Annotated in this window: 16 protein-coding genes; 10 read left to right on the top strand and 6 right to left on the bottom strand. The window is 74.0% G+C overall.

Annotated elements, in window-relative coordinates; translation table 11 throughout:
• Positions 1 to 5 precede the first annotated feature (5 nt).
• The 3 genes from F4558_RS16350 to F4558_RS16340 all read right to left on the bottom strand — a co-directional run bounded on the left by F4558_RS16350 (position 6) and on the right by F4558_RS16340 (position 2,007).
• Positions 6 to 467 carry an SRPBCC family protein gene (locus tag F4558_RS16350; protein WP_053653441.1) on the bottom strand — a complete coding sequence of 154 codons (462 nt, stop codon included), beginning with the start codon at positions 465 to 467 and terminating at the stop codon, positions 6 to 8.
• Between the two features lie 53 nt (positions 468 to 520).
• Positions 521 to 937, bottom strand: coding sequence for a DUF2795 domain-containing protein (locus F4558_RS16345; RefSeq protein ID WP_053653442.1), 417 nt, complete (start codon positions 935 to 937; stop codon positions 521 to 523).
• 83 nt (positions 938 to 1,020) lie between these two features.
• Positions 1,021 to 2,007, bottom strand: a complete 987-nt coding sequence (locus tag F4558_RS16340) for a YihY/virulence factor BrkB family protein (protein ID WP_167944999.1) — start codon at positions 2,005 to 2,007, stop codon at positions 1,021 to 1,023.
• 168 nt (positions 2,008 to 2,175) lie between these two features.
• On the opposite strand from F4558_RS16340, the gene F4558_RS16335 reads away from it, so the two are divergent.
• On the top strand, positions 2,176 to 2,577 hold the full coding sequence (locus F4558_RS16335; protein WP_053653486.1) for a ChaB family protein: 402 nt from the start codon (positions 2,176 to 2,178) through the stop codon (positions 2,575 to 2,577).
• Positions 2,578 to 2,628: 51 nt separating this feature from the next.
• Here F4558_RS16335 and F4558_RS16330 read toward each other — a convergent pair whose 3' ends face one another.
• Positions 2,629 to 4,062, bottom strand: coding sequence for an aldehyde dehydrogenase family protein (locus F4558_RS16330; RefSeq protein WP_053653487.1), 1,434 nt, complete (start codon positions 4,060 to 4,062; stop codon positions 2,629 to 2,631).
• Between the two features lie 72 nt (positions 4,063 to 4,134).
• On the opposite strand from F4558_RS16330, the gene F4558_RS16325 reads away from it, so the two are divergent.
• Positions 4,135 to 5,742 (top strand): phytoene desaturase family protein, encoded by a 1,608-nt coding sequence (locus tag F4558_RS16325; RefSeq protein ID WP_053653444.1) that lies wholly within the window; start codon positions 4,135 to 4,137, stop codon positions 5,740 to 5,742.
• A gap of 125 nt (positions 5,743 to 5,867) precedes the next feature.
• On the opposite strand, the gene F4558_RS16320 is transcribed toward F4558_RS16325, so the two are convergent.
• Both F4558_RS16320 and F4558_RS16315 read right to left on the bottom strand, forming a co-directional pair.
• Positions 5,868 to 6,635 carry a polyprenol monophosphomannose synthase gene (locus F4558_RS16320; protein WP_053653488.1) on the bottom strand — a complete coding sequence of 256 codons (768 nt, stop codon included), beginning with the start codon at positions 6,633 to 6,635 and terminating at the stop codon, positions 5,868 to 5,870.
• 142 nt (positions 6,636 to 6,777) lie between these two features.
• Positions 6,778 to 7,227 (bottom strand): SRPBCC family protein, encoded by a 450-nt coding sequence (locus F4558_RS16315; RefSeq protein ID WP_053653445.1) that lies wholly within the window; start codon positions 7,225 to 7,227, stop codon positions 6,778 to 6,780.
• Positions 7,228 to 7,383: 156 nt separating this feature from the next.
• On the opposite strand from F4558_RS16315, the gene F4558_RS16310 reads away from it, so the two are divergent.
• The 8 genes from F4558_RS16310 to F4558_RS16275 are packed head-to-tail and all read left to right on the top strand — an operon-like array spanning position 7,384 to position 16,098.
• Complete coding sequence (locus tag F4558_RS16310) at positions 7,384 to 9,078, top strand: HAD-IIIA family hydrolase (RefSeq protein WP_167944997.1); 1,695 nt, start codon at positions 7,384 to 7,386, stop codon at positions 9,076 to 9,078.
• Positions 9,075 to 10,049, top strand: a complete 975-nt coding sequence (locus tag F4558_RS16305; RefSeq protein WP_167944995.1) for a glycosyltransferase family protein — start codon at positions 9,075 to 9,077, stop codon at positions 10,047 to 10,049. Before F4558_RS16310 ends, F4558_RS16305 begins: the two co-directional genes overlap by 4 nt.
• Positions 10,034 to 11,251, top strand: a complete 1,218-nt coding sequence (locus F4558_RS16300; protein ID WP_053653448.1) for a glycosyltransferase — start codon at positions 10,034 to 10,036, stop codon at positions 11,249 to 11,251. The genes F4558_RS16305 and F4558_RS16300 overlap by 16 nt, the downstream gene beginning before the upstream one ends.
• The gene (locus F4558_RS16295) at positions 11,248 to 11,958 is read left to right on the top strand and encodes a D-sedoheptulose-7-phosphate isomerase (RefSeq protein WP_167947521.1); all 711 of its coding nucleotides are present in this window, start codon (positions 11,248 to 11,250) and stop codon (positions 11,956 to 11,958) included. Before F4558_RS16300 ends, F4558_RS16295 begins: the two co-directional genes overlap by 4 nt.
• 16 nt (positions 11,959 to 11,974) lie before the next feature.
• Positions 11,975 to 13,483 carry a PfkB family carbohydrate kinase gene (locus F4558_RS16290; RefSeq protein ID WP_167944993.1) on the top strand — a complete coding sequence of 503 codons (1,509 nt, stop codon included), beginning with the start codon at positions 11,975 to 11,977 and terminating at the stop codon, positions 13,481 to 13,483.
• Entirely contained in the window at positions 13,480 to 14,181 is a 702-nt protein-coding gene (locus F4558_RS16285; RefSeq protein ID WP_167944991.1) for an SDR family oxidoreductase, read from the top strand. The genes F4558_RS16290 and F4558_RS16285 overlap by 4 nt, the downstream gene beginning before the upstream one ends.
• Complete coding sequence (locus F4558_RS16280; protein WP_053653451.1) at positions 14,178 to 15,131, top strand: glycosyltransferase family 9 protein; 954 nt, start codon at positions 14,178 to 14,180, stop codon at positions 15,129 to 15,131. Before F4558_RS16285 ends, F4558_RS16280 begins: the two co-directional genes overlap by 4 nt.
• A complete protein-coding gene (locus F4558_RS16275) occupies positions 15,115 to 16,098 on the top strand; it encodes a DNA topoisomerase IB (RefSeq protein WP_053653452.1) in 984 nt (327 codons plus the stop codon). Before F4558_RS16280 ends, F4558_RS16275 begins: the two co-directional genes overlap by 17 nt.
• Positions 16,099 to 16,117: the final 19 nt, after the last annotated feature.

Here is a 16,117-nt window from a genome sequence, read left to right as displayed (position 1 = left end):
CACCATCACGGCTGCGGTCGGTCCACCGTGCCGCGCCAGGCGCCGGTCTCGTGACCGCGCCGCTCGATGTACGTCTTGAACCGCTCCAGGTCGCCCTTGGCCCGCCGATCGACGATTCCGAGCTTGTCGCCGGCCTGCTCGACGACCCCGTGCGGCTCGAACTCGAGTTGCAGGGTGACCCGCGTCTTGCTCTCGTCGAGCCGGTGGAAGGTCACCACACCGGCCTGCTGCGTGCCCCCTGTGGAACGCCACGCGACGCGCTCGTCGGGGAGCTGTTCGGTGATCTCGGCGTCGAACTCACGCTTGACGCCGGCGATGTCCACCGTCCAGTGGGTCATCGTGTCGGAGACCTGTCGGACCTCCTGCACGCCCTCCATGAAGTGGGGGAACTCCTCGAACTGCGTCCACTGGTCGTACGCGGTGCGGACGGGTACGGAAACCTCAACGTGTTCGGTAACGCCACTCATCAGAAAACCTCCTTCAGTCGCCGGTCGTCGTCAGGATCGGGGGGCGATCCCTCTTACCAGCGGGTTGTCTCGTTGCGGTGGCCGAGCGCGGCCCAGACCTCGGAGACGGTCTGATACTCGGTGCCTTCGGGCAGCCGTTCCAGCGCCGCCACGATGTCGTCAGGCGCCTCGTTCTCGCGGGCGCTGGCGATGAGCACCAGGCGGTCGCCCGGCAGCGCGCTCATCGAGATGAACCGGCCGAGCCGGCTGCGCTGCTCGACGTCCTCGGAACTCATCCCCTGCGGGGTGCCCGTGCGCAGGTCACCGGCCGGGGCCGTGGTGGCCTCCGGCTGGTCCTCGCCGGCCGGCTCCGGCACCCGGGACTCGTCGACCCGAGAACCACCGGTCCCCGGCCCCTGGACGAGGCCGCTGACCTCCTGGCTCATCTGCTCGTCGATCCTCGGTCCGTGCTTGCTGTTGCCACGCTCCATGCCTTTTGGGCTACCCGGGGCCCCGGCGGGTAAACCGGCACCGGGTCACGAACGTCCCCCCGGGGGCCGGCCCTGGCCGGACGTCAGGAGTCGTCGTCGGCCGGCTTGCGTGGCGGCAGCACCGGCTCCTCCGGGTCGGGGTCGCCGGCCTGCAACTGCCGGCCCCGCTGCACCTCGGCGTTGATCTGCACGCCCAGCATCAGGGCCGAGTTGGACAGGTAGAGCCACACCAGGAACGCGATGGCCGCGCCCAGACTGCCGTAGGTCGTGTCGTACGAGCCGAAGTTGGCAACGTAGAGGCCGAAGCCGAAGGAGACCGCCACCCAGGACACCAGGGCCACCGCTCCGCCGGGGGTGAGCCAGCGGAACCGGGGCTGGCGCACGTTGGGGGCGATCCAGAACAGCAGGGACAGCAACGCCATCATGATCATGGCGAGCACGGGCCACTTCGCCACACTCCACACCGTGCGGGCCAGGCCACCCGCATTGACCAGCTCGCCGACCGCGTCGGTCACCGGACCGCTGATGATCAGCCCGAGCGCCACCACCGCGAGCAGCACCAACGTGATCGCGGCCAGCCCGATCTGCAACGGCCGCAGCTTCCACACCGGCCGGCCCTCGGTCACTCCGTAGATCGCGTTCGAGGCGCGGGTGAACGCGCCGATGAAACCCGACGCCGACCAGAGCGCGCCGAGCAGACCGAAGCTCAACAGCGCCTTGGCGTTGCTCTGCTCGACCACCACGGCCCGGATCACCCCGACCACGCCGTCGTCGGCCACCACCGACCCGGCGCCCACCTGCCGGGCCAGGTCCACCACCGTGTCCACCGTCTGTTCGCCGCTGGACACCAGGCCGACAAGGGCCACCACCACGATTGTGGACGGAAAGAGCGCCAACACCCCGTAGTAGGTGAGCGCGGCGGCCCAGTCCGAGCAGTTGTCGGTGACGAAGTTCCGCACGCTGCGGACCAGCACCCCGCGCCAGGTCCGCAAGCTCAGCTGCCGGATCCGCCGAGGCACCCGAGCGCCGAGTGAGCCGCCGAGCGTCGTACCGGGCTCCGTGGTCGTCATGCCCGCTCCCTGTGCCCCGGCCGCCGGATGACCGATCACCCGGTCGGGCCTGGCCGGTACCCGCGTGGCGAAATCCACAAACCCCGCCGTGCCGACGCCGCCCTCGGTTTGCCGCCCCGGGGTAGGGGAACGGTCACAGAGACCCTGTCCAACACGGAGGAGGACGAGATGCCCGGGCGCGAGGACATGCCCAGCACGCTGCGACGCTCCCCGGACAAGGCGCAGCGCACCTGGGAGAAGACGCACGACTCGGCGGTGGAGACCTACGGCGAGGGGGAGCGGTCGCACCGCACCGCGTTCGCCGCTGTCAAGCACCAGTTCGAGAAGGTCGGCGACCACTGGGAGCCAAAGGGCCGCAAGGGCCCGAGCGACAGGCAGGCCGCCGGCGGTGGCCCGGAGCGACGGGCACCCACAGCAGGTGGGGTGGACGCCAACGCCACAAAGGACCACCTGCTGTCGGTGGCCCGCGAGTTGGACGTGGCCGGCCGGTCCAGCATGACGAAGCCGGAACTGGTCAAGGCCATCGAGAAGGCCAACGACCGCGCCACCCGCAAGGCGCGTGGCGGCTAGTTGGCCCGACCGGTACGGGCGGGGGTGCCACCCCTGCCCCCGCCCGTACGCTCACCAGTGGCCGCCGCCCGGCGCCTCGATGTGCACCGCCTTCGTAGCGGTGAACTCGTCGAGCAACTCCGGGCCGTACCCGAAGCCGTGCCCACTGGCCCGGCGTGGGTGCGCCGCACCGCCCGGCGCGCCGCCGAACACCGCGTTGACCTTCACGGTGCCGACCGGCAGCTCCCGCCAGGCGCGCTGGGCATGACTCATCGACCCGGTCAGCACCGTGGCGGCCAGGCCGTACGGTGAGTCCGCCGCACAGCGCAGGGCCTCGTCGAACGAGTCGACGACCACCACCGGCGCGACAGGCCCGAAGGTCTCCTCGCGTACCAGCGGCATGTCGTGGCGGCAGTCCGTGACCACAGTGGCCGGGTAGAACGCGCCCGGCCCGTCCGGCACCTCGCCGCCGACCAGGATCCGCGCGCCGTCGGCAACCGCCGTCGTCACCTGACCGTGCACGTGGTCGCGGTGCCGCCTGTCGACAAGCGGGCCCAGCTCGGTGCCCGGATCCCGGCCCGGCCCGACCCGCAGCGCGTCGGCGTGCCCCACGAGCGCTGCCACGAAATCCTCGGCCACCTGCCGGTGCACGTAGATCCGCTCCACCGCCACGCAGATCTGCCCGGCGTTGGCGAACGCACCGAGCGCGGCCTGACCGGCCGCCCACAGCGGGTCGACGTCCGCGTCGACGATCAACGGGTCACTGCCACCGTTCTCCAGCAGCACCTTCGCGCCGGTGCGGGCCGCGGCGGCGGCGATCGCCCGTCCGGTAGCTGTGGAACCCACGTGCGCCACCACGTCGACGTCCTGGGCGGCAAGCGCCGCGCCGACCTCCGGGCCGCCGGTGAGCAGCGACAGCACACCCGCCGGCAGCGCCTCGTCCAGGGCGCGGGCCAGCAGCCAGCCCGTGGCGGGCGTCCGCTCGCTGGGCTTGTAGAGCACCACGTTGCCGGTGACCAGTGCCGCGCCGAGCAGCCCGCAGGACACCGCCACCGGATCGTTCCACGGGGTGATCGCGGCCACGACACCACGCGGCTGCGGGGTCATGAAGTCCATCGCGTCCACCGCGCCGTGCAGGGTCCGCCCGCCGCGCAGCGGGGCCAGCTCCGCGTACTGTCGGAGGGTGCCGATGCCCGCCTCGACCCCGCCCCGCGCGTCCGCGAGAGGCTTGCCCATCTCGGCGGTCACCGCCGCCGCCAGCTCGTCGATGGCAGCCGCCACCGCGTCCGCCGCCCGATGCAGCGCCGCCGCCCGTTCGGCCGGCGCGGTCGCCGCCCACTCGGCCGCCGCCTCACGCGCCGCCTGCGCCGCCTTGCCCACCTCGTCGGCGGTGGCCACCGGCACCGAGCTGACCGGGGAGCCGTCCGCCGGATCGTGGACGACAAGTTCGCCGCCCGCACCGCCGGTGCCCCACACTCCGCCCACCAACTGCGCAACCGTGTACATGCGGCGCTGCATGCCCCGGCCCGGGGGAGGCAAACGCGTTTCGCCCGGTTGCCCGCCGGGTAGGCGGATCCGATGACCACCACCGGCGCGCAGAGCGCGGACGCCGTCGTCGTCGGGGCCGGCCACAACGGTCTCGTCGCGGCCAACCTGCTCGCCGACGCCGGATGGGACGTGGTGGTGCTGGAGGCCACAGCGGTGCCCGGCGGCGCGGTCCAGTCCGCCGAGGTGACAGCGCCGGGCTACCTCAGCGACCTCTACAGCTCGTTCTACCCCCTCGGGTACGCGTCACCAGTGCTGCACGAGCTCGGCCTGGACCAGTACGGGCTGCGCTGGCGTCACGCCCCCGACGTGCTGGCGCACCTGCTCCCCGACGGCCGGGCCGCGGTGGTCAACAGGGATCCGGACGTCACTGCCGCGTCGCTGGAGCAGTTCGCCCCCGGCGACGGCAAGCGCTGGCTCGACGCGTACGGCGACTGGCTCGACGTGGCCGACCCGATGCTCACGACCATCACCACCCCGTTCCCGCCCGTGCGCGGTGGGCTCGGCCTGCTGCGCCAACTGCGGATCGCGGGCGCCCTGCGGCTGGGCCGGCGCCTTGTGGTGCCGGTCCGCAAGCTCGGCGACGAACTCTTCGACGGCCCCGGCGGGCCCGCGCTGCTCGCCGGCTGCGCCCTGCACACCGACCTGTCGCCCGAGGAGGCCGGCTCCGGCGTGTACGGCTGGCTGCTGGCCATGCTCGGGCAGCAGGTCGGCTGGCCGGTGCCCGACGGCGGCGCACGGCGCATCACCGACGCGCTCGTGGCCCGGTTGCAGGAGCGCGGCGGCCGCATCCTCTACGGCGCCCGCGTCGACCGGGTTCTCACCGCCCGGGGTCGGGCCATGGGCGTACGCACCGACGGCGGCTCGCTCTGGCGTGCCCGCCGGGCCGTCCTCGCCGACGTGCCGGCACCGGCGCTCTACCTCGACCTCGTCGGGGCGGCAGTGCTGCCGAGCCGGCTGGTGGAGGACCTGGCGCACTTCCGGTGGGACGGCTCGACACTGAAGGTGGACTGGGCGCTCTCCGCGCCGGTGCCGTGGACCAACCGGCAGGTCGCCGGCGCGGGCACCGTGCACCTCGGCGCGGACCTGAACGGGTTGACCTCCTACGCCGGTGAGCTGGCCCGCGGCGAGCTGCCCCGGGACCCGTTCCTGCTGGTCGGGCAGATGTCGGTGGCCGACCCCAGTCACTCCCCGCCGGGCACCGAGTCGCTGTGGGCGTACACCCATCTGCCGTTCCGGCGGGACTGGCGGGCCGAGGACATCGCCGGGCACGTGGGCCGGATGGAGGACGTGCTGGAGGCGGCGGCGCCGGGCTTCCGGCAGCTCGTCGTCGGCCGGCACGTGGCCGGGCCCGCCGACCTGGAGAAGGGCAACCCGAGCCTTGTCGGCGGCGCGCTCGGTGGCGGCACCGCCGCCGCGTACCAGCAGCTGTTCCTGCGCCCGATCCCCGGCCTGGGCCGCGCGGACACCCCGGTGGACAGGCTCTTCCTGGCCAGCGCGTCGGCGCACCCCGGCGGCGGGGTGCACGGCGCTCCGGGCGCGAACGCGGCCCGTGCCGCGCTGGCCCGCGACCGCGCCCTCACCGGGCGGGCGTACGCGGCGGCCATCGCCACCGCCCATCGCGCCGTCTACGCAGACTGAACAACCCGGCCGGCCCGCCTCGCGGTGGTGCCGGTCGGGCGTGGTGCCGGTCGGGCGTGGTGCCGGTCGGGCGTGGTGCCGGTCGGGCGTGGTGCCGGTCGGGCGTGGTGCCGGTCGGGCGTGGGTCAGCCGGTGATGTTGCGGTGCTTGCTGCGCAGCCGGAACGGCATCAACGCGCTCTCGACCTTTGTCGCGGTGGTCATCTTGGAGACGCCGTCGCGCCGCTCCTCGAAGCGGATCGGCACCTCAAGGATGGTGTGCCCGAGCTTGGTGGCCAGGTAGTGCATCTCCACCTGGAAGCTGTAGCCGTTCGACTGCACCCGGTGCAGGCCGATGTCCTTGAGCGCGTCGGCCCGCCAGATCTTGAAGCCGGCCGTGAGGTCCCGGATCCGCACCCGCAGCAGCGTGTGCACGTAGAGGTTCGCCCAACCGCTGAGCGCCCGGCGGTACAGCGGCCAGTTCTCGTCCAGTTCGCCACCGGGCACGTACCGGGAGCCGATCACCACGCCCGCCTGGGTGGAGAGCAGCGCGCCGAGCATTCCCGGCAGCGCCTCCGGCGGGTGCGACAGGTCGGCGTCCATCTGCGCCACGAACTCCGCGCCGCCCTCCAACGCCCTGGTCATCCCGTCCACGTACGCCCGGCCCAGGCCCTCCTTGCCGGCCCGGTGCATCACCTCGATCCGCTCCGGGTGCTCGATGGCCAGCTTGTCGGCCACGTCGCCGGTGCCGTCGGGGGAGTTGTCGTCGGCGACGAGGATGCGCAGACCCGGCAGCGGCAGTGCGAGCAGCCGCTCGACCAGCGCCGGGAGGTTGCCCGCCTCGTTGTAGGTCGGCACCACGACGGTCAGGTGTGCGTCTCGCCACGGCGACGGCAGCTGGACGGGTTCGATCATGTCGGACATCCTCGGTTTGCGGACACGGCTACCCCAGAGGGTAGCCAGTTACCCGATCCGGATTGAAAAGGCTCCCCGCCCGGACACCGTCGCGCTGGCCGCGGGGCGTGGCGCGGGTACGCCCCTCGTCACCACGACCGCGTCACTGCGGCCCCTTCTGCCGGGTGGCGATGTCGGAGAGCCGGTCCAGCGTCTCCCGGTTACGCAGGTGCAGCACGAGGTCGTTGACCTTCGTACGGACCCAGCGCAGCGGGCCGGCGGCGAAATCCTCCCCGAGACGGACCCGGGTGGTGGCGCCACCGTCGACCGGTTCCAGGGTGAACGCCACGATCGCCTCGCCGGCGGGCCAGAGCCCGGCCCGCAGCACCAGGCGGTGCGGGGGCTCGCAGACAAGCACCGTCGAGGCGTCCTGCAACGAGAACGGCCACGGCCCCGCCCGGTGGTGCAGTTGGCTGCCCACCCGCGGCCAGGCGTCGTCCACGTCGCGGACGTGTGCCGTCCCGACCACCCAGTCGCTGTACGTCCACCCGTCGGCAAGTACGTCGAACACCTGCTGCGGGGGAGCGTCGATCACTTTCTCCACTATCGCCACTGGATTCCCATACCCGCGCCGCGACAGGGGCTAACGGGCAGGTCGGGTTAGCTTCTCCGGGGCTGCGGGTAAGGCCGACGCGGGGCACCGCGCAGTCGCCGCCCCACCGTGCCGGCGACGACGTTTACTCCTGAAGGCGTCGGGAACCCGCCGGCTGTGCGACAGGACCAGGATGATCCGTATCAGCGCAGGTCAGCCCGGGTTTATGCGGGTGCTGGCCGGGTCGCTTCCGGGTCTGTCTGGTCCCCCTCAGGCACTGTCGGGTCCTTTCCGGGCGTCCTGTACGACGCGGTGCTGCTGGACCGCGACGGCACCCTGATCGAGGACGTGCCGTACAACGGCGACCCGGAGAAGGTGCGGCCGGTGCCCGGAGCGCGGGCGGCGCTGGACCGATTGCGGGCCGCCGGGCTGCGCCTGGCCGTGGTGACCAACCAGTCGGGCCTGGCCAGGGGCTTTTTCAGCGAGGAGCAGATGCGGGCGGTGCACGCCCGCGTCGAGGAGTTGCTGGGCCGCTTCGACGCCTGGCTGGTCTGCCCGCACGACGACGCGGACGGGTGCGACTGCCGCAAGCCGGCGCCCGGTCTGGTGCACGCCGCCGCCCAGGAGTTGGGCACGAGCGCGTCGCGGTGCGTGCTGGTGGGCGACATCGGCCGCGACGTGGCCGCCGCGCTGGCAGCCGGCGCGGCAGGTGTGCTGGTGCCGACGCCGGTGACCCGACCCGAGGAGATCGCTGCCGCCGGGTGGGTGGCCGGCGACCTGCCGTCGGCCGTGGAGGAGATCCTGCGCCGCCAGGAGGCGGTGCGGCCCGTCCAGGTCGGTGAGCGGGTGGGCACGGCGCTCGTGGTGCGCTCGGACTCGGCCGGCGACGTGCTGGTGACCGGGCCGGCGATCCGCGCCGTCGCGGCCGGCGCGCAGCGGGTGGTGCTGCTGTGCGGGCCACGCGGGCGGGCGGCCGCCGACCTGCTGCCCGGCGTCGACGAGATCATCGAGCATCCGTTGCCGTGGATCGACCCCGCGCCGGGGCCCGTAGATCCGGCCGCCATGCGGACCCTGACCGACCGCCTCGCCGCCGTCGGCGCCGACCAGGCGGTGGTGTTCACCTCGTTCCACCAGTCCGCGCTGCCGCTGGCGCTGCTGCTGCGGATGGCCGGGATCGCACGGATCGCCGCGATCAGCGACGACTACCCGGGATCCCTCGTGGACATCCGTCACCGGGTGCCGGTGGGCGTACCCGAACCCGAACGCGCGCTCTCCCTCGCCGCCGCCGCCGGATTCCGACTGCCTGCCGGCGACGAACCAGTGCTCCGGCTCCGCTCCGACTCGGTGCCACCACGCCCGGCCGACACCGGCGAACCCGGCTACGTGGTGCTGCACCCGGGGTCCGCCGCGTCGAGCCGGGCGTGCCCGACCGAGCTGGCGACCCGGATCGCCGGGGCGCTTACCGCCGCCGGGCACCGGGTGCTGGTCACCGGCGGCCCCGACGAGCAGGCCGTCACCGCGCGCGTCGCGGCGACCGGCGGCATCGACCTGGGCGGTCGGACCGACCTCGCCGGGCTGGCCGCGATCGTGGCCGACGCCGGGGCGGTGGTGGTCGGCAACACCGGCCCCGCGCACCTGGCGGCAGCCGCCGGGGTGCCGGTCGTGAGCCTCTTCGCGCCGACTGTCCCCTTCGGGCAGTGGGGGCCCTACCGGGTGCCCACAGTCCGGCTCGGCGACGCCGGCGCGCCCTGCCGCGACACCCGAGCGGCCACCTGCCCGGTCCCCGGGCACCCCTGCCTCAGCGGCGTCGACCCGGCCGAGGTGGTCGACGCGGTCCGGACGCTCACCGTCAGCGGTGGTGGCGGCCGATGAACATCCTGCTCTGGCACGTGCACGGCTCCTGGACCACGTCGTTCGTGCACGGCGCCCACCGCTACCTGATCCCCACGACACCCGACCGCGGCCCGTACGGCCTCGGCCGGGCCCGCACCTATCCCTGGCCGGACAGCGCCGTCGAGGTCGCCCCCGAGGACCTGCCGGACACCGACGTCGACCTTGTCATCCTGCAACGCCCGGAAGAGGTCGACCTGGCCGAACAGTGGCTCGGTCGCCGCCCCGGCCGCGACGTCCCCGCCATCTACGTGGAGCACAACACGCCGAAGGGCGACGTGCCCAACACCCGCCACCCGATGGCCGACCGCACCGACCTGCTCATCGCCCACGTCACCGGGTTCAACCAGATCTTCTGGGACACCGGCACCGCCCGCACCAGCGTCGTGGACCACGGCATCGTCGCGCCGGCCGTGTCGTACACCGGGGAACTGGACCGGCTCGCCGTGGTCATCAACGAGCCGGTACGGCGGGGACGGGTCACCGGCACCGACCTGCTGCCCCGCTTCGCCGAGATCGCGCCGCTTGACGTGTACGGCATGGGCGTCGCCGGCCTCGCCGACCACCTCGGGCTGCCCGCCGACCGGATCACCAGCCACGACGACGTGCCCCAGGACCGGATGCACGCCGAATTGGCACAGCGGCGCGCGTACCTGCACCTGTGCCGCTGGACGTCACTCGGGCTGAGCCTCATCGAGGCGATGGCGATCGGCATGCCTGTCGTCGCGCTCGCCACCACCGAGGCGGTGACAGCGGTGCCCCCGGAGGCGGGGGCCCTCGCCACCCGGATGGACACCCTGCTCGACGCCGCCAGCCGGTTCATCGCCGAACCGGCCGCCGCACGTCAGGCGGGCGCGGCGGCGCGGACCGCCGCGCGCGACAGGTACGGCCTCGACCGTTTCCTCGCTGACTGGGACCGGCTGCTGGAGGAGGAAGTATGCGGATCGCGATGATCTCGGAGCACGCCAGCCCGCTCGCCATCCTCGGAGGCGAGGATGCCGGCGGCCAGAACACGCACGTCGCGGAACTGTCCGCCGCGCTCGCCGCAGCAGGGCACGAGGTGCGGGTCTACACCCGCCGCGACGCCCCCGACCTGCCGGTGACCGTCCGCACCCCGGACGGGTACGACGTGGTGCACGTACCCGCAGGCCCGGCCGAGCCGGTCGTCAAGGACGCGCTGTTGCCGCACATGCGGGAGTTCAGCCGCTGGCTCGTCGAGCGGTGGCGAGGTGGCGACTGGGTCCCCGAGGTGATCCACGCCCACTTCTGGATGAGCGGCCTGGCGGCACTGACGGCCGGCCGCCAGACCGGGGTGCCTGTCGTGCAGACGTACCACGCGCTGGGCACCGTCAAGCGCCGCTACCAGGGCGTGCAGGACACCAGCCCGGCCCGGCGCATCTCCTACGAACGGGAGCTGGGTCGTTCGGTGGACCGGGTCGTGGCCCAGTGCCGCGACGAGGTCGGGGAGCTGGTCCGGATGGGCGTACCCCGGTCGCGGATGACAGTCGTCCCCTCCGGGGTCAACCTCACCTCGTTCACCCCGCTCGGGCCGGCCGCCGACCGCGAGCCCGGCCGGGCCCGGATCCTGACGGTGGGCCGGCTTGTCGAACGCAAGGGCTTCCAGACCGTGGTACGCGCCATGGCGCTGGTCCCGGACGCCGAATGCGTGGTGGTCGGCGGGCCGCCCGAAGGGCTGCTGGAGACCGACCCGTACGCCCGGCGGCTGCGGGCGCTCGCCGACTCGTGCGGGGTCGCCGACCGCGTCCACCTCGTCGGGGCGGTGCCTCGGGAGGAGATGGGCCGTTGGTACCGCTCGGCGGACCTGCTGGTCGCCGCACCCTGGTACGAGCCGTTCGGGTTGACCCCGCTGGAGGCGATGGCCTGCGGCGTACCTGTCGTCGGCACCGCCGTGGGTGGCATCCGGGACACGGTGGCCGACGGGACGACAGGTGACCTCGTGCCGGCCCGCGACCCGCACGCCCTGGCCACCGCCATCCAGCGGCTGCTCGACGATCGGATCCGGCGCTTCCGGTACGCCACGGCGGCGAGCGAGCGCGCCAGGTCGCGGTACGCGTGGGCGGCCACCGCGGAACGCCTTGCCGAGATCTACGGCGAGGTGGCGGCGGTACACCGGCCGACGAGGGTGGTGGCCTGATGCCGGCGGGCAGTCTGCTCGACACCCACCTGGACAACCTCGCCGCGGCGCTGACGCCGTACCGGCGGTGTGAGCCGCAACTGGCGCGCTGGGGCGCGGACCTGGCGCACAGGCTTGCCGGCGGCGGCCGGTTGCTGGTGGCCGGCAACGGTGGCAGCGCCGCCGAGGCCCAGCACCTCACCGCCGAGCTGGTGGGAAGGCTGCACGACGACCGTCAGCCGCTGTCGGCCATCGCCCTGCACGCCGAGACCAGCGCCGTGACCGCCATCGCCAACGACTACGGCTACGACGCCGTCTACGCGCGCCAGGTGCGCGCCCACGGCCGTCCGGGCGACGTCCTGCTGCTGCTCAGCACGAGCGGTGCCAGCCCCAACCTGCTCGCCGCCGCGCGCGCAGCCCGCGAGGTCGGCCTCACCACCTGGGCGCTCACCGGCCCCGTGCCCAATCCCCTCGCGGACGTGTGCGACGAGGCGCTCGCCGTGCCGTCGGCCGACACCCAGGTCGTGCAGGAACTGCACCTGGTCACCAGCCACCTGCTGTGCGAGTACCTCGAACAGGAGCTGCCGGCCGCGCTCGCCGCCGTCGTACCCGCCGGTCCGGTGTCGGTCGAGCCCGCGCCGGCCGGTCGGCTTCCGTCCGGGGGGCCGGTGCGCACCGGTGTCGAGGTGGTACTCGACGGCGGTACGAGACGGCAGGTCGACGCGTGAGGATGAGGAGGAAAGCGTGAGGGGACCCGTGGTGGTGGTCGGGGACACCCTGCTCGACCGGGACGTGGAAGGGGTGGTGAACCGCCTCTGCCCGGACTCCCCGGTGCCGGTGCTGGACGAGACCTCGGCTGTAGACAGGCCGGGCGGCGCCGGCCTGGCGGCGGTGTTCGCCGCCGCGCAGGGCGCCGACGTGGTGCTGGTGACAGCGCTCGCCGACGACGCCGGCGGCGCGCGGCTCAGCGCGCTGCTCGCCGCCGCCGGGGTACGGGTGTATCCGCTGGCGCTGCGCGGCGCGACACCGGAGAAGATCCGTCTGCGGGTGCGGGGCCGGGTGCTGCTGCGCCACGACCGTGGCGGCGCCTCCGGTGAGCCGGGCCAGCCCTCCGACGAGGTGCTGCGGGTGATCGCTGCGGCTTCGGCGGTGCTGGTCAGCGACTACGGCCGAGGTGTGGCACGGCAACCCGCGCTGCGGGCCGCGCTGGCGGCCACCCGTGCGCCGGTGGTGTGGGACCCGCACCCGCGCGGCCCGGCCGCCGTACCCGGTGTGCATCTGGCCACCCCGAACGAGGCGGAGGTACGCGACCTGGTCCCCGCGCTGCCCGGAGCGTCGCGCCTGGCCACCGCGTCCCGGGGCGCCCAGGGCCTGCGGCGGCGCTGGCGGGCCGGCGCGGTGGCGGTGACCCTGGGCGGCGACGGCGCGCTGCTCTGCCACGCCGGCTCGACGCCGCTTGTGGTGCCCACGCCGGGCAGCGCCGAGGGGGACACGTGCGGGGCCGGCGACCGGTTCGCCGCCGCCGCCAGCCTGGCCCTGGCCGAGGGTGCGCTGGTCTCCGAGGCGGTGCAGGCGGCTGTCGCCGAGGCGTCCGCGTACGTGGCCGGTGGGGGAGTGGCGGCCGTCCTGCCGCCGGTGCGACCGGCCGGCGAGACGGCATCGCGGGCACCGAGATCGGCAACGAGCCTGCCCGGCGGCGGTGACCGGGTGGGCGTCGCGGCGGTCGCGGCGCTGCTCGCCGAGGTGCGGGCCGCCGGCGGCACGGTGGTGGCCACCGGAGGGTGCTTCGACCTGCTGCACGCCGGGCATGTGGCCACCCTCCAGGCCGCCCGGCAGTTGGGCGACTGCTTGATCGTGTGCGTGAACTCCGACGCCAGTGTGTCCGGGCTCAAGGGCCCGGACCGGCCGGTGATGGCCGAGGGTGACCGAGCGCGGCTGCTGGCCGCACTGGGCTGCGTGGACGCCGTCCTGATCTTCGACGAGCCGACCCCGGACGCGGTGCTGTCCTGGGTGCGACCCGACGTCTGGGTCAAGGGCGGGGACTACGCCACCGGCGGCGGGGACTCCACAGCGCTGCCCGAGGCGGAGGTCCTGCGCCGCTGGGGTGGCAACACGGTGGTGGTGCCCTACCTGGACGGTCGGTCCACCACCGACATGATCGCCCGCTCCACGGGGCAGACCACCGAGGCCGCGCCCGCATTCGGGCAGCCGGCCGCGGTGTCGGTGTCGATGACGCGGGAGGGGACCCGATGACCGCCACGAACCCTGGGGCTGGCCGCACCGTCCTGGTCACCGGCGGGTCCAGCGGTCTCGGCGCGGCGGTGGTCGCCGCTGTGGCCGCGTCCGGTGGCCGTCCGCTGGTGCTGGACCGGCGGCCGCCGGCCGACGGAGTGTCCTGGACGGAGTGCGACCTGGCCGACACCCGGGCCGCCGAGGAGGCCACCCGGCACCTCGCCGAGCAGGCCGGCGGCCTCGACGCGGTGGTCACCGCAGCCGGCATGGACGTGCCGGGTCGCCTCGCCGACGTGCCGGGGGAGACCTGGGACCGGATCGTCGCCGTGGACCTGCTGGCCACCGCCGCCGTGATCCGGGCCGCCCTGCCGTTCCTGCAGACCTCCGGGGGCCGCATCGTCACGGTCGCGTCCACCCTGGGTGTCAAGGCCGTCAGCGACGCCACCGCGTACTGCGCGGCGAAGTTCGGCGTGGTCGGCTTCACCCGTGCTCTCGCCGCCGAGCTGGCCGGTCAGGTCGGGGTCACCCTGCTCATTCCCGGAGGGATGCGGACCGCGTTCTTCGACGAGCGCGACCCGCAGTACAAACCGGGACCGGATGCCAACCTCAACGACCCCGTGGACACGGCGGCGGCGATCATGTTCGCGCTCAACCAGCCGCCCGGCTGCGCGGTCCGCGAGCTGGTGGTCTGCGCCGAGCAGGAGACGTCGTACCCGTGATCCTCGTGCTGCGCGCCCTCGGCGTCGGCGACCTGGTCACGGCGGTGCCCGCGCTGCGCGCGCTGCGGGCGGCGTACCCCGGCCGGGAGGTGGTGCTCGCCGCGCCCGCCGCGCTGGCACCGCTCGTCGACCTGGTCGGCGGCGTCGACAGGCTTGTGGACACGTCCGGGCTGGACGGGCCGGCCCGGCCGGGCCCGGCTCCCGGGGTCGCTGTCAACCTGCACGGACGCGGCCCGCAGTCGCACCGGCTGCTGGCCGCCGCAGGTCCCGCGCGGCTGCTGGCCTTCGCCAACGCCGACGCCGGGTTCGCCGACGGCCCGCGCTGGGTCGACGACGAGCACGAGGTGGACCGGTGGTGCCGGCTGCTGTCCTGGTACGGGATACCTGCCGACCGCACTGACCTCGCGCTGCGCCGGCCCGCGCCGACCGGGCTGCCCGCCGGGGCCACGGTGCTGCATCCCGGCAGCAACGTCCCCGCGAAGCGGTGGCCCGCCGAGCGGTTCGCCGCGTTGGCGCGGGCGCTCACCGACCGGGGGCACCGGGTGCTGCTCACCGGGTCGGCCGACGAGGGGGCGTTGGCAGCCCGGGTGGCCGACGGGGCAGGCCTGGCACCCGACGCGGTGCTTGCCGGCCGTACCGACCTCGGCGCGCTGGCCGGGCTTGTCGCCGATGCCCGGCTGGTGGTCAGCGGGGACACCGGCGTGGCGCATCTGGCCACCGGCTACGGCACACCGTCGGTGGTGCTGTTCGGGCCGGTGCCGCCGGCCCGCTGGGGTCCGCCGCCGGACCGGCCCCGGCACCGTGTCCTCTGGGCCGGCGACCGGGATTGGCCCAGGTGGGACGGGGTAGGAAGCCACCCGACGTTGGCGGCCGTGCACCTCGACGAGGTGCTGGCAGCGGTGGCTGAGGTGGAACGGGTGGTGCGGGTCTCCGGTGCGGTTGCGGCGTAGCGATCCGGGTCGGCCGGGGTACGGCCGTCGGCGGCGTGGCAAGGGCTGGCTCTTCGTCGATCCGACCGGCGCTCCGGTCAAGGACGCCGACGTCCTGGCCCGGCTGCGCGAGCTGGTCATCCCACCGGCCTGGCAGGACGTCTGGATCTCGCCGTACCCGAACGGGCACATCCAGGCGACGGGCGTCGACGCGGCCGGCCGCAAGCAGTACGTGTACCACCCGCAGTGGCGGGAGAAGCAGGACGAGGCGAAGTTCGACCACATGCTGGAGGTGGCCCGCAGGTTGCCGGTGCTGCGCGAGCGGGTGGGGCGCGACCTGGACGGTCGAGGGCTCGGACGCGATCGGGTGTTGGCCACAGTGGCCCGGCTGCTCGACATGGGGATGTTCCGGGTCGGCAGCGACCAGTACGCGGCCGGCGACGAGCCGACGTTCGGTGTGTCCACCCTGCGGCCCGAGCACGCCCGGTCCCGGGGCGGCTGCGTGGTCTTCGAGTTTCCCGCCAAGGGCGGCATCGAGCAGGTACGCCGTATCGAGGACCCGGAGCTGTGCCAGGTGCTCACCAACCTGCGCCGCCGCCGGCGTAAGGCGGACCGGCTGTTCGGTTACTGGGACGGCAGGGAGTGGCGCGACGTGCGCAGTGACGAGGTGAACGGCTACCTGCGTGACGCCAGCGGCGGGGAGATGACGGCCAAGGACTTCCGCACCTGGCACGCCACGGTGCTGGCCGCCACCGAGCTGGCGACCGTCGGCCCGGCGCGTTCGGTGACCGCCCGGCGCAGGGCCGTCGTGGCGGTGATGCGCGAGGTCGCCGAACTGCTCGGCAACACCGCCACCGTGGCACGGACCTCCTACGTGGACCCCCGGGTGGTCGACCTCTACCACGACGGGGTGGTGGCGTCACTTGACCCGGGGGCGCCGCGTGAGGAGGCCGAACGGGTCGTGTTGGAGTTGCTGGAGAAGGTTTGACCGGCCCTGCCGGCGATCC

Source organism: Micromonospora profundi (assembly GCF_011927785.1).
GTDB lineage: Bacteria > Actinomycetota > Actinomycetes > Mycobacteriales > Micromonosporaceae > Micromonospora > Micromonospora profundi.
The sequence above is the reverse complement of the archived record's forward strand: the minus strand, read 5'-3'. Positions and strand labels throughout refer to the sequence as shown.